This window comes from Acetobacter suratthaniensis, from assembly GCF_017377745.1.
GTDB lineage: Bacteria > Pseudomonadota > Alphaproteobacteria > Acetobacterales > Acetobacteraceae > Acetobacter > Acetobacter suratthaniensis.
Genome location: NZ_JAFVMG010000007.1, coordinates 50432 through 62881, shown reverse-complemented (window position 1 = coordinate 62881; position 12450 = coordinate 50432). Strand labels below are relative to the sequence as shown.

Genomic DNA, 12450 nt, shown 5'->3' with positions numbered 1-12450 from the left:
CAGTCCCGAGCCTGCCCTTAACCGAGGGCAGGTTCAGACAGGGTTTCGTCCTCACACGGGACATTGATAACCCGCCCATCCTGCACACGCAGGGCCATACGGCCTTCGCACAAAGCACGGGCGGCATCACCAAACACACGCCCACGCCAGCCACCCAGCAGGGTTGGCGCCTGTGCGGGGTCAAGGGCCAGCGCTTCCAGCTCTTCCTGCGAGGCCACCAGCTTCGGGGCAACATCATGTGCCTCGCAGCAGGCATTGAGCAGCACTTTCAGCAACGCCACAAGAGAAGCCGGAGGCCGCGCAGCATCACGCCCACGGCCTTTGGGCAGGCGCGGCAGTTCCGCATCTGGCAGAGCTTGCGCCTGACGGATTGCCTCCAGCAGAGCCTGCCCCGTGCGCCCTTCCGCCAGCCCGCGTGCAACGCCACGCACACGGGCGAGCGCATCGGTGCTGTTCGGGGTGGTCGCCGCGATTTCGAGCAGGCTTTCATCCTTGATCAGACGCTGGCGTGGCACGTTAACCCGCTGGGCTTCCCGCTCACGCAGGGCCGCTACGGCACGCAGCACCCCGAGCATACGCCGGTTATTGGTGCGCGCACGCAGGCGCTCCCACTGTTTTTCCGGGTCTGGCTGGAAGGTTGAAGGTTCTTCCAGCTCGGCCATTTCCGCCGCCACCCAGCTCAGGCGCTGCTCCTGCTCAAGCTTACGGTGCAGGCGCTCGTACACAACCCGCAGCCAGGTTACATCCCCCGCCGCATAAGTCAGCTGTGCGGGAGAAAGCGGCCGGGCCGACCAGTCGGTAAATCTGTGGCTCTTGTCGATGGAATGTCCGGTCAGCGCACCCACCAGACTGTCATACCCGACCTGATCGCCATGCCCGGCAACCATGGCCGCTACCTGCGTATCAAAAACCGGCAGGGGCAGAGCGCCAAACAGATGCAGAAAAATTTCCAGATCCTGCCGTGCCGCATGAAAAACCTTGATAACGGCCGGGTCCGCCATAAGTGCAGCCAGCGGCGCAAGATCAAGCCCTTCGGCCTGTGCATCAATCAGGATAACATCATTGACGCCACCAAGCTGCACCAGACACAACTCCGGCCAGTACGTCTTCTCACGCATGAACTCGGTATCGACGGTCACATACCGCTCGGTATGGAACGGCTTAAGTGCCTCTTCCAGCGCCTGTGTGGAGGAAACCAGTCGTGGTTGCGGAAAAACGGGAGAAGTTGTTCTGGCCATGCCCTCTCATACACCAGCCCCATTAAAAACGACAGTCGCAACCCTCATCCACCCTGCGGGAAAACTTGACTTGGCCCGCAAGTGCCCCGACATCAGGCAACAGCATCCGAGGAGAGAACCATGAGCAGACCAGATGATGGCAGCACCGCGCTGACCCAGCTTGGCCAGTCGGTATCGGCCCCTTCCAGCCCCGAAAACGCCGTGCTGGAACGCGTACCGACCCCCTACCGTGACAGGCGTTACATGGTGCGTTTTACCGCGCCGGAATTTACCTCGCTCTGTCCGATCACCGGTCAGCCGGATTTTGCCCATATCGTCATTGATTACGTGCCAGACCAGTGGATTGTGGAGAGCAAATCCCTCAAACTGTTCCTGACGAGCTTTCGTAACCACGGCGCTTTTCACGAGGCCTGCTCGATCCAGATTGCCAGCACGCTGGTTGATCTGCTCAACCCTGTCTGGCTGCGTATCGGGGCATACTGGTATCCGCGCGGTGGTATCCCGATTGATATTTTCTGGCAGACAGGCGAAGCCCCGAAGGAAGTCTGGATTCCCGCGCAGGATGTTCCAAGCTATCGCGGGCGCGGCTGAAAACACGCGGGCGCGGGCAACAGGCCCAAAACAAAAAAGCCACCCTTTCGGGTGGCTTTTTTTAAACTATGTGGTGCGGTTCTCAGACCGTACCGGCACCTGCGGCAATTTCAGCCCGCACTGCCAGAATCTGATCCTGCAGCGCGCTCAGGCGGGTCATGTCCGTCTTGTCGGTCTTGTCCCAGATCTCGGACAGCGCCTCAAGCTGGGCTGTGGCGTTGTCGATCGAAATCTCGCTGACAGGCACAGCCTTGTCCGCCAGAACCGTGCAGCGCGTAGCCGTGATATCGGCAAAGCCACCCGCAACAAAAAAGCGATCTGTAACCACATCGCCTTCATGCAGGGCAACGACACCGCCACGCAGCAGGAGCATCATGGGCGCATGCTCGGGCATGGCGGCGATATCGCCTTCCATGCCGGGCAGAACGGCCATATCTACCTCACGCGACACCAGCACTTTTTCAGGGCTGATGATCTCAATTAGGACCGGCATGAACGATGCTCCTCCCAGAAATCGGCCGTTAGACCGATTCCCTCAGTTTTTCCGCCTTGGCGATGGCTTCTTCAATGCTGCCAACCATGTAGAAGGCGGCTTCCGGCAGGTCATCATATTCACCCGCACAGATGGCCTTGAAGGAGCGAACCGTATCGGAAACCGAGACCAGCTTACCCGGCGCACCCGTGAACACTTCAGCCACGTGGAACGGCTGAGACAGGAAGCGCTGGATGCGGCGCGCACGTGCCACAATCTGCTTGTCGTCTTCGGACAGTTCGTCCATGCCCAGAATGGCAATGATGTCCTGCAGGGACTTGTAGGTCTGCAGGATACGCTGCACTTCCATGGCCACCTGATAATGCTCTTCACCCACGATCTGGGGGTCAAGCGCACGAGAGGTGGAGTCCAGCGGATCAACGGCCGGGTAAATGCCCATTTCAGCAATGGAGCGGTTCAGAACGGTCGTGGCATCCAGATGCGCGAAGGTCGCGGCAGGAGCCGGATCGGTCAGATCGTCGGCAGGCACGTAAACGGCCTGAACGGAGGTGATCGAACCCTTCTTGGTGGAGGTAATACGCTCCTGCAGGGCGCCCATTTCCGTCGCCAGCGTGGGCTGGTAACCCACGGCCGAAGGAATACGGCCCAGCAGAGCGGACACTTCCGAACCCGCCTGCGTGAAGCGGAAGATGTTGTCCACGAAGAAGAGAACGTCCTGATTTTCTTCGTCGCGGAAGTATTCAGCCATGGTCAGGCCGGTCAGGGCAACACGGGCACGCGCACCCGGCGGCTCGTTCATCTGGCCGAACACCAGCGCCACCTTGGAACCATCGGTCGCGCCGTCTTCAGCCAGCTTGATCACGCCTGCGTCCTGCATTTCGTAATACAGGTCGTTGCCTTCACGGGTACGTTCACCAACACCGGCGAACACGGACACGCCGCCATGCGCCTTTGCGATGTTGTTGATCAGTTCCTGAATAATAACGGTCTTGCCGACGCCCGCACCACCGAACAGGCCGATCTTACCACCCTTGAGGTAGGGGCAGAGCAGATCGACAACCTTGATGCCGGTCATCAGAATTTCAGAGGCAGCGGCCTGCTCGTCAAACGCCGGGGCATCGCGGTGGATCGTTGCGCGACGGGTCGTGCGCACCGGGCCCTTTTCGTCGATCGGCTCACCGATCACGTTCAGGATGCGGCCCAGAGTTTCCGGCCCGACGGGAACAGAAATCTGCGCACCGGTGTCGGTCACTTCCGCACCACGGGTAAGGCCGTCGGTGGAATCCATGGCGATGCAGCGTACTTCGTGCTCGCCAATTTCCTGCGCCACTTCCAGAACCAGAATCTGGTCGTTCAGCTTGACGTGCAGGGCGTTGAGGATGTTCGGCAGTTCGCCTTCGAACTGCACGTCAACGACCGGGCCTCTGATCTCGGTAATGCGGCCAACGGCATTGGACTTCGTGGCCGCAGGGGCCTGGGTCTGGGTTGTGGTATCCGACATGGGTCAGCTCCTGCGGGGCATGCGAGCGGGCTCAGACAGCCTGTGCGCCCGAAATGATTTCGATCAGTTCGTTGGTGATATTGGTCTGGCGGGTCCGGTTATAGACCTGAGTCAGACTGTCAATGGATCGGCCCGCATTGCGGGTTGCGTTATCCATCGCCGTCATCCGGGCGCCATTTTCGCCGGCTGCTGTTTCCAGCAGAGCAGCGTAAATCTGCACCTGAAGATTGCGCGGCAGCAGCATGGCCAGAATTGTCGCCTCATCAGGCTCGAACTCATACTGGGCCACGCTATCGGCCGGGACATCGCCCGCCCCCTGCTCTTCCATGAGCAAAGGAACAAGCTGCTGGCTCGTCGGCACCTGCATCATCGCGTTGTGGAACTTGTTGAACACAAGTGAGCACACGTCGATTTCGCCGGACTCGACCAGGGCGTTGATTTTTTCACCCAGACCGGACGCCACAGAGAAGGGGATTTCCTTACCGCTGACGCCGATGACATGATCAACGATCAGGTCAGCGTAATCACGCGAGAAGAAATTGAGCGCCCTGCGACCAACCGGCAGCAGACGCACGGTCTTGCCTTCGGACTGGAGGCGACGGATCGTCTGGACGGTCAGGCGATGCACGTTGGAGTTGAAGCCGCCGCACAGCCCGCGATCACTGGTCAAGGGCACCAGAAGGTGCACCTTGTCCTGTCCCGTGCCGGACAGCAGACGGGGAACCCCGCCTTCGCCCTGCACTGCGCCAGCCAGTTCGCCCAGCATACGGCGCATGGCCGCAGCATAGGGGCGAGCAGCTTCCGCACTGGCCTGAGCGCGCCGCAGCTTGGCTGCGGCCACCATTTTCATGGCGCTCGTGATCTTCCGTGTCGACTTGATACTTCCGATCCGGGCGCGGAGTTCCTTAAGGGAAGCCATGGACGCTTCTGCCCTCTCAGCCCGCGAAGTGGCGGTTGAAGGTGGTCAGGTATTCAGTCAGGCGGGCTTCGAGATCCTTGGACAGAGCCTGCTCCTTGGCGAGCGTGTCCAGAATATCCTTGCCTGCGCTCCGCACATCAGCCAGCAGAGCCTTTTCCCAGGCCACAACCTTGTTGACGGCGATACCATCCACAAAACCACGGGTGCCAGCGAACAGCAGAACGACCTGTTCTTCCACCGAAAGCGGGGAAGCCTGCGGCTGCTTGAGCAGTTCGACCAGACGCGCGCCACGGGCGAGCATCTTCTGCGTTGCGGGGTCCAGATCGGAAGCGAACTGCGAGAACGCAGCCATTTCACGGTACTGAGCCAGTTCCAGCTTGATCTTGCCGGCAACCTGCTTCATCGCCTTGATCTGGGCGGCGGAACCAACGCGCGACACCGAGCCACCGACGTTCACGGCAGGGCGGATGCCCTTATAGAACAGGTCGGTTTCAAGGAAGATCTGACCATCGGTGATGGAGATCACGTTGGTGGGGATGTAAGCCGCAACGTCACCCGCCTGGGTTTCGATCACGGGCAGGGCCGTCAGGGAGCCAGCGCCATGGGCGTCGGACATCTTGGCGGCGCGCTCGAGCAGACGCGAATGCAGGAAGAACACATCGCCCGGATACGCTTCGCGGCCCGGCGGACGGCGCAGCAGCAGGGACATCTGGCGGTAAGCCACAGCCTGCTTGGACAGATCGTCGTAGCAGATCAGGGCGTGCATGCCGTTGTCACGGAAGTATTCACCCATGGCGCAGGCGGCATACGGTGCAAGATACTGAAGCGGCGCCGGATCGGACGCGGTCGCGGCAACGACGATGGAGTACTTCATCGCGCCTTTTTCTTCCAGCAGGCGCACGAGCTGTGCAACCGTGGAACGCTTCTGCCCAACCGCAACATAGATGCAGTAGAGGGACTTCTTGTCGTCGCCCGCGTCATTCACGCTCTTCTGAGCAAGAATGGTGTCGGTCAGGATGGTGGTCTTGCCGGTCTGGCGGTCACCGATAACCAGTTCGCGCTGGCCACGGCCAATCGGCACCAGAGCGTCAATGGCCTTGATACCGGTCTGCATGGGCTCATGCACGGACTGGCGGGGCATAATGCCGGGCGCCTTGACTTCCGCACGACGCATTTCAACGTCAACCAGCGGACCCTTGTCGTCGATCGGGTTACCCAGACCGTCAACAACGCGGCCCAGCAGGCCCTTACCAACCGGCACGCTGACAACAGTGCCGGAACGGGCAACGGTATCGCCTTCGCGGATGTTGGTGTCATCACCGAAAATGACGACGCCGACATTGTCGCTTTCGAGGTTCAGGGCCATACCCTTCTGCCCGACGGACGGGAAATCGACCAGTTCGCCCGCCATGACGTTCTGCAGGCCGAACACACGGGCAATACCATCCCCTACGGACAGGACAGTGCCGGTTTCGACAACATCAGATTCCTTGTCGAACGAGGCAATCTGCTGCTTGAGGATATCCGAAATCTCTGCGGGACGGATTTCCATCACGCGGCTCCCTTCATGGCGTAATGCAAACGGAACAGGCGGGTTTTGAGGCTTGCGTCATAAAGCTTTGCCCCCACGCGCACGACAAGACCGCCGAGCAGTGAGGAATCGACGCGCTCACGAATGGTAATACGGGAATAGCCGGCTTCGGCCAGACGAACCTGAAGCTGGGCGCGCTGCTCGGACGAAAGGGGGGCGACGCTCACGACTTCGGCCACCACTTCGCCCCTGCGGGCAATGGCGAGCGCGTCGAGGGCAGACAGAACCCGGCGCAACACGGGCAGACGGCGGTTTTCAGCCACCACGCCAACGAAGTTACGCAGAAGCTGCCCGAATCCCTGCGCCTCAAGCACGGCGAGAACAGCAGCGCTGGACACCTTGATGTCGAGCCGTCTGTCCGCGAGCACCGTACGCAGCGGCGCACTTTCATCTATCAGCCGCGCAAGGGCGGCCCCTTCATCAAGCACGGTATCGAGCTGCCGCTGTTCGGCTGCCAGATCATAAAGCGCTGTTGCGTACCGGCCTTCAAGACCATTGGCAGCAAAAGCGACTGGTTGTGCTGTCGTTACGCCCGAAGCCACCACTCTTTCGGTTCTTTCCTTCTGTGCGCGCCGGCATTCCACACGAGAGGGCGCCGCGCCGATGATCCAGAAAATGAATCCGGTTTTAAGGCACCCATCGGCGGGGCGTCTAGCATGCCCGTAACGGCCGCGCAACCGGCAGAACGGCGCAATCGCATTTCAAAGGAAAAAGCCCCCTGTTCCGGCGGCGTACCACGAGGGCGGACACCCCGCTGGGCCACCTCTCAAACCGCTAGCGCAACAGCCCCGAACCGGCACCTGAGCAACAGAGAATCCGCACAGCAGAACGCTGCCGCAAACAGCCGCACACGATTTGATGATATTATGAAATGCTACGGTGGGGAAACTGGAGCGGACAGAGGGAATCGAACCCTCCTCGGTAGCTTGGAAGGCTACTGCATTACCACTATGCTATGCCCGCACTCCGTTTGTGGGGCTTACATAACGCCAAAAGCCCCCAACGCGCAAGAGCCAGCCGCAGGGGCGCCACACACCCGCTGCCAAGTGCAAAATGGCCGACGGCACCACCACCAACACCCGACTGCCGGACACTCCCGCAGCAAAATCACGCAAATATGCCGTGACCTCTTGACTTTAGGCTCACAACATACTTTCTTCCGCCTCCTGCGCTAGGTCGCTTTTAAGTGGCTGGTCAGACCAACGGCTTTCCGTTATAGGTCTTTTCCAGCCGTGACGGACGCGCTGCAGGGGTGTAGCTCAATTGGCTAGAGTGCCGGTCTCCAAAACCGGAGGTTGTGGGTTCGAGACCCTCCACCCCTGCCAGATTTTCTGGCGCTGTACGGGAAAAGTCCGCTTTAATCTTCTGACAATGCGGTGTTTCGTGCAGGGCTGAACAGGTTCAGGTCGCCCGCTCAGGGTGCTATGAACGCAAGATGTGGAAGAGGGTGGGTTCGTGTCGTTCAGTCCCGGTAAGTTCCTGCATGACGTGCGCGCCGAGGCCGAACGGGTCACCTGGCCCTCCCGGCGGGCAACGCTTGTGACCACGGGTGCCGTTCTGGCCATGGCTGGCACGGCGTCCGTCTTTTTCTTTGTGGTTGACCAGCTGATCGGTCTCGGCCTGCGTCAACTCTTCGGGCTGGGAGGCTGAGGAAGCGACATGGCCAAGCGTTGGTACGTGGTTCACGTCTATTCGGGCTTCGAAAAGAAAATTGCCCAGTTCATCCGTGAGGAAGCTGAGCAGAAGGGCCTGAGCGATCATATTGATGAAATCCTTGTTCCCTCGGAAGAGGTGATCGAGGTGCGCCGTGGCCAGAAGGTCAACACGGAGCGCAAGTTCTTCCCCGGTTATGTCCTCATCAAGATGGAAATGACCGATGAGAGCTGGCACCTTGTAAAAGATTCGCCCAAGGTCACCGGCTTTCTGGGTACGCGTAACCGCCCCACCCCGATTTCGGCGGCGGAAGCGGAACGCATCATCCGCCAGACCGAGGAAGGCGTGCAGCATCCCCGCTCCGCCATTACCTTCGAAGTGGGCGAACAGATTCGCGTGGCCGATGGCCCCTTCACCTCCTTCAATGGTGTCATTGAGGAAGTGGACGAGGACAAGAGCCGCCTGAAGGTAAGCGTGTCGATCTTTGGCCGCTCCACTCCGGTCGATCTGGAGTTCAATCAGGTCGAAAAACTCTAAGCGGTTTTGCCGCTCTTATAAAAAAAGCGGCCACTGGCCGCTTTTTTTATGCCTGTTTCAGGCCTCCGCTCCTGCGGGCTCAAAACCGAACAGCCGTCCGTAAAACGCCAGTTCTTCCTCAAAGGCCGTGCGGATCGTGCTTTCCTGCCGGAAGCCATGCCCCTCACCGGGGAACTCACGCAAGGTGCAGGATGTGCCTACCTTCTCCAGTGCGTCTGCCATGGCGCGTGCCTGTGAAAGCGGCACCACCCTGTCCTCCTGCCCCTGAAACAGCAGTACCGGCGCACGAATCCGCGCGACCTTGCACAAAGGGGAACGCTCCAGATAAAGCGGCTCGGATTCGGGCCACGGGCCAATCAGGCCATCGAGATAACGCGACTCGAACTTGTGCGTTTCCGCCGCCAGCGCGCGCAGATCCGTCACCCCGTAAAGGCTGACACCGGCTGCAAACAGGCTGGATTCGGCTAGCGCCACCAACACGGTCATGCCTCCAGCACTGGAACCACGAATGGCAATGCGCCGGGCATCCACCCAGCCTTCTTGCACGACATGCGCACAGGCCGCGATACAGTCGGCCACATCCACAACGCCCCACTGCCCCCGCAGGCGCTCACGCCATGCCCGCCCAAAGCCGGTGGAGCCACCGTAATTGACATCCAGCACCGCAAAGCCGCGCGATGTCCACCATTGCACCTTAAAGGAAAAGCTGTCCTGTGCGCGGGCGGTAGGGCCACCATGCACCTGCACGATCAGCGGCGGTCGCTCCCCTTCAGGCACGCAGGCGGTGCGGCTGGTCGGCGGGTAAAAGAACGCATGGCCGGATGGCGTATCACCCTCCCCAACCCGGAAACGCACCGAAATAGGGCAGGCAATATCCTGCGCCTGCAAAACTGCTGTAGCCGCGTGATAGAGGCTACGCACCTGCTGCGGCTCGGCCGCCATATCCGCCAGCATAATGCGCGGCAGGGCATCGGGCGGGGCATCCAGCCAGACCAGACGCCCATCCGCCAGCGGTACGGGGCACTGCTCGGGCTGGCCGGGTACAGGCAGAAACGTGCCATCTGGCCGGCGCAAAACCGTCTGGCTTTCTCCGTCCCGCACGCTCAGGAACAGACATGCACCCCCCGGCAAGGGCTGATAGCTGCGTTGGCCAAACACCCAGGCTGGCTGGCCAATCTCGCCCGGCGGCACACGGCAGGGCGTAAGCCCGGCATGGGCCTCACCCCGTCCCGCCTGCCATACGCTCCATGCCCCGGAACGGTCTGAAATCACTAACAGCCGCCCGTCTTCCGTCCAGCGCGGTTCAAGCAGCGATTCCTGTCCTTCTGCCCCGGCCAGAACACAGGCCGCACCCAGCCCGGCAAGGGCACCGCTGGCTGTACGCTCAAGCGCAGCCACGCACAGGCGCGTGGATTCCCACGGCATGCAGGGATGCGACCATTCGATCCATGCCAGCAGCCGCCCATCGGGAGAAAGAGCAGGGGCTGCGTAAAAATCCGCCCCGCTAACCAGAACAAGACCCTCGTTCTGTTCCGGGCCGGTGCCAGGATCGAGCGCCACCAGTGCGGCCTGCGGTTCCGCCGGGTTATGCCGGTGGTCTTCGCGCACGGCCAGCAGGCCACCCCCCATAGGATCGAATCGCAGGTCGGCAAAGCGCAGACCGGCCTCACCCGCGAGTTGGCGGGGAGGAGCGATCCGCCCGGATGACGTATTTTTTTCCGCCAGCCACACGGCCCCGCTTTTGCGGTCTGAATACGCAATACCCGGCGCACCCACCGCGTAGGCCCCGCCGCCATATTCATGCACGCGGGTGCCGATATCGGTCTGGGGTGGCAGGGCTTCAGCCACACCCTCTCTCTCGCTCCAGCGCATGAGAACGGTGCGCCCGCCCTCCGCCGAGCGGCGCTCCAGCCAATAGACTGTCTGGCCCCATGCGGTGACTTCCGACAGGGTCAGGGTTTTTCCGGCCACAAGGGCCGCTGTCACGGGAGAAGGCCACGCGCCGCAGGGCATGGGCCTGCGCGGTGTGGAAGGAGGTGCGGATTGCTCTGTCATAGCCACATCCTAGCACCGCCGGGCGGGCCTGTTCAAAAACCCGTGGCCCTAGCCAGACCCCCGCGCATTATGCCACCATCCGCCTTTACGAAGCGTTCAGACTTGACAGAGAGGGAGCACTCACGGTTCCTCCCCATTGCTGCGGGGCTTCCTGCCTGCGCGCACCCTGTCAGAACTGGATACTCCCCCCTGCTGCATGCTCTGCACTCTGTCTTTTCTATCGACTTTCTCACCAACCTGTTCAGCCACTACGGCTATGGGGTGATTGGTGTTGTGGTCATGCTCGAAAGCATGGGGCTGCCCCTGCCTGCCGAAAGCCTGCTCATTACCAGTGCGCTGTTCTGTGCCACCACGCACAAACTGCAGATTGAAGGGGTCATGATCGCAGGGGTGACAGGCGCCATCATGGGCGACAATTTCGGTTATCTGATCGGCCACGGGCTGGGCCTGCATATGCTGGGCAAACATGGGCCCAAAGTGGGGCTAACCCCCCAGCGCCTGCTGCTGGGGCGCTATATCTTTCTGCGTCACGGCGGGTCTGTGGTATTTTTTGGCCGTTTCATCGCCATTCTGCGCATGTTTGTCGCCCTACTGGCCGGGGCTATCCGTATGCCTTGGCATACGTTCCTGTTTTACAATGCGCTGGGCGGCATATTCTGGGCTGGTGGATACACGCTATGCGCCTATATGCTGGGCAACGAAATCCTGCGCCTTTCAGGCTGGATCGCCATCGGCTTCGGCGTTGTGGCCTGCGCCGTGATTCTGGCCCTGCTGATTTTTTTCAAGCGCAATGAAAAACGTCTGACAGAAGAAGCCATGCAGGCCGCACAACAGGATGAACAGCTCAAGGCCCTTCTGCCATGACCGTACAACAGCCTGCCGGATTCCTTCATAAACTGGGCGCACTCCTGCCCGGCCGCCACGAAACATGGCGGGTCATGGATACAAAACCCGACCTGCACGGCCGCACAGCACTGGTGACAGGCGGCAATAGCGGGCTGGGGCTGGAAGTGGCGCGGGGCCTTGCGCGCCGGGGTGCGCGCCTGCTGCTGCCGGTGCGCGATACCGCACGGGGCCAACAGGCCGTGGCGGCGCTGACCGCCTCCTGCCCGCAGGCGCACATCACGCTGCTGGCTCTCGATCTCGCCTCGCTCGAATCGGTCAGTGCTTGCGCACGGGCCGTGGCGGAACAGACCAATACGCTGGATTTCCTCATCAACAATGCCGGGGTTATGGCTCCGGCGCATCGCCTTGAAACGCAGGATGGATTCGAACGCCAGTTCGGCGTGAATCATCTGGGGCATTTCGCCCTGACCGCCGCCCTGCGCCCTCTGCTGCAAGCGGCTCGGGGGGGCGGCACGGTCGTAACCGTGGCCAGCCTCGCGGCCGGACGCAACACCTTGCATTTTGACGACCTGCAAAGCCGCCATCGCTACAGCCCGTTTGGGGCGTATCAGCAGAGCAAACTGGCCAACCTGCTGTTTTCTCTGGAACTGGCACGCAGGGCGGCTGAAAACGGCTGGAACCTGCATGCACGCGCCGCCCATCCCGGCTGGGCCAGCACTGCCATTCTGGCGAACGGACAGGGTGCGACCCTTCCCGCACCGCTTGGCCGAATCGAGCAGACACTGGGAGGCGCTGTCCTGCGCGTTATGGGACAGTCCGCCGCACGCGGGGCCGAACCGCTGCTTTACGCCGCCCTGTCGCCCGATGCGCATGATGGAGACTATTACGGCCCGCAGGGGGCGGGAGAGAGACATGGCCGCCCCGGCCCCGTGCCCATTCCCCCCACCGCACGCAAGCCTAGTCTGGCCGCGCGCCTGTGGGATATTTCGGAACGACTGACCGGCTTCTCCATGGGCTAACGCCCAC

General features: G+C 61.3%; 12 protein-coding genes and 2 tRNA genes. 6 read left to right on the top strand and 8 right to left on the bottom strand.

The window, feature by feature from the left end; genetic code table 11:
• Positions 1–17: 17 nt before the first annotated feature.
• The gene (gene rnd, locus J2D75_RS08165; RefSeq protein ID WP_207854284.1) at positions 18–1238 is read right to left on the bottom strand and encodes a ribonuclease D; all 1221 of its coding nucleotides are present in this window, start codon (positions 1236–1238) and stop codon (positions 18–20) included.
• A 120-nt stretch (positions 1239–1358) separates the two neighbouring features.
• On the opposite strand from rnd, the gene queF reads away from it, so the two are divergent.
• Positions 1359–1829: a preQ(1) synthase gene (gene queF, locus J2D75_RS08160; RefSeq protein WP_207854283.1), complete on the top strand. Its 471-nt coding sequence runs from the start codon at positions 1359–1361 to the stop codon at positions 1827–1829.
• Between the two features lie 82 nt (positions 1830–1911).
• Here queF and atpC read toward each other — a convergent pair whose 3' ends face one another.
• From atpC to J2D75_RS08130, 6 genes are all read right to left on the bottom strand, one after another.
• Positions 1912–2322 carry an ATP synthase F1 subunit epsilon gene (gene atpC, locus J2D75_RS08155; RefSeq protein WP_207854282.1) on the bottom strand — a complete coding sequence of 137 codons (411 nt, stop codon included), beginning with the start codon at positions 2320–2322 and terminating at the stop codon, positions 1912–1914.
• Between the two features lie 28 nt (positions 2323–2350).
• Complete coding sequence (gene atpD, locus J2D75_RS08150; protein WP_207854281.1) at positions 2351–3823, bottom strand: F0F1 ATP synthase subunit beta; 1473 nt, start codon at positions 3821–3823, stop codon at positions 2351–2353.
• 31 nt (positions 3824–3854) lie between these two features.
• Positions 3855–4742 carry a F0F1 ATP synthase subunit gamma gene (locus J2D75_RS08145; protein ID WP_207854280.1) on the bottom strand — a complete coding sequence of 296 codons (888 nt, stop codon included), beginning with the start codon at positions 4740–4742 and terminating at the stop codon, positions 3855–3857.
• 16 nt (positions 4743–4758) lie between these two features.
• Positions 4759–6294 (bottom strand): F0F1 ATP synthase subunit alpha, encoded by a 1536-nt coding sequence (atpA, locus tag J2D75_RS08140; RefSeq protein ID WP_207854279.1) that lies wholly within the window; start codon positions 6292–6294, stop codon positions 4759–4761.
• Positions 6294–6917 (bottom strand): ATP synthase F1 subunit delta, encoded by a 624-nt coding sequence (gene atpH, locus J2D75_RS08135; RefSeq protein ID WP_207854278.1) that lies wholly within the window; start codon positions 6915–6917, stop codon positions 6294–6296. The genes atpA and atpH overlap by 1 nt, the downstream gene beginning before the upstream one ends.
• Positions 6918–7222: 305 nt before the next feature.
• Positions 7223–7296 (bottom strand) — tRNA-Gly (locus J2D75_RS08130).
• Positions 7297–7581: 285 nt separating this feature from the next.
• On the opposite strand from J2D75_RS08130, the gene J2D75_RS08125 reads away from it, so the two are divergent.
• From J2D75_RS08125 to nusG, 3 genes are all read left to right on the top strand, one after another.
• Positions 7582–7658: transfer RNA gene (locus J2D75_RS08125), tRNA-Trp, on the top strand.
• A gap of 130 nt (positions 7659–7788) precedes the next feature.
• Positions 7789–7983: a preprotein translocase subunit SecE gene (secE, locus tag J2D75_RS08120; RefSeq protein ID WP_207854277.1), complete on the top strand. Its 195-nt coding sequence runs from the start codon at positions 7789–7791 to the stop codon at positions 7981–7983.
• Positions 7984–7992: 9 nt separating this feature from the next.
• A complete protein-coding gene (nusG, locus tag J2D75_RS08115; protein ID WP_207854276.1) occupies positions 7993–8523 on the top strand; it encodes a transcription termination/antitermination protein NusG in 531 nt (176 codons plus the stop codon).
• Between the two features lie 57 nt (positions 8524–8580).
• Here nusG and J2D75_RS08110 read toward each other — a convergent pair whose 3' ends face one another.
• Positions 8581–10578, bottom strand: a complete 1998-nt coding sequence (locus J2D75_RS08110; RefSeq protein ID WP_207854275.1) for a S9 family peptidase — start codon at positions 10576–10578, stop codon at positions 8581–8583.
• A 201-nt stretch (positions 10579–10779) separates the two neighbouring features.
• Here J2D75_RS08110 and J2D75_RS08105 point away from each other — a divergent pair, with 201 nt between their 5' ends.
• Together J2D75_RS08105 and J2D75_RS08100 are read left to right on the top strand one after the other, a co-directional pair.
• Positions 10780–11442 carry a DedA family protein gene (locus J2D75_RS08105; protein ID WP_207854375.1) on the top strand — a complete coding sequence of 221 codons (663 nt, stop codon included), beginning with the start codon at positions 10780–10782 and terminating at the stop codon, positions 11440–11442.
• Entirely contained in the window at positions 11439–12443 is a 1005-nt protein-coding gene (locus J2D75_RS08100; RefSeq protein ID WP_207854274.1) for an SDR family oxidoreductase, read from the top strand. The genes J2D75_RS08105 and J2D75_RS08100 overlap by 4 nt, the downstream gene beginning before the upstream one ends.
• The last annotated feature ends 7 nt before the right edge of the window (positions 12444–12450 follow it).